Annotated in this window: 1 protein-coding gene; it reads right to left on the reverse strand. The window is 69.2% G+C overall.

What is annotated here, in order from left to right:
* Nucleotides 1–6: 6 nt before the first annotated feature.
* On the reverse strand, nt 7–487 hold a 481-nt coding region (locus tag M44_RS26575; protein WP_474371693.1), incomplete at its 5' end, for an alpha/beta hydrolase family protein.

The following is a 487-nucleotide window of genomic DNA, read 5'->3' on the forward strand; positions in this document are numbered from 1 at the left end:
TGCGCGTCACAGCCCGCGAGCCCGCGCGGCAGCGTCGATGAAGCCGCGGGCGGCGGAGAACATCGCCGGCTCGTCGAGCAGGAAGGCGTCGTGGCCCTTGTCGCTCTCGACCTCCACGAAGGCCACCGGCGCCGCCGCGGCGTTGAGGGCGTGCACGATCGCCCGGGAATCGCGGGTCGGAAACAGCCAGTCCGACGTGAAGGAGATCACGCAGAAGCGCGTCTTCGTGCCGCGAAACGCGTTGGCCAGCACGCCGCCATGGTCCTCGGCGAGGTCGAAATAGTCCATCGCCCGGGTCAGGTAGAGGTAGGCGTTGGCGTCGAACCGCTCGACGAAGCTCAGGCCCTGGTGGCGCAGGTAGCTCTCGATCTGGAAGTCGGCGTTGAACGAGAAGGTCGGCGCCGAGCCGCCCTGGAAGCGGCGGCCGAACTTCCGGTGCAGGGCCGGCTCGGAGAGATAGGTGATGTGCGCGCCCATCCGGGCGACG

The sequence above is a fragment of the Bacillus coahuilensis m4-4 genome, from assembly GCF_000171615.1.
In the GTDB taxonomy this organism is placed as follows: Bacteria; Bacillota; Bacilli; order Bacillales; family Bacillaceae_K; genus Bacillus_T; species Bacillus_T coahuilensis.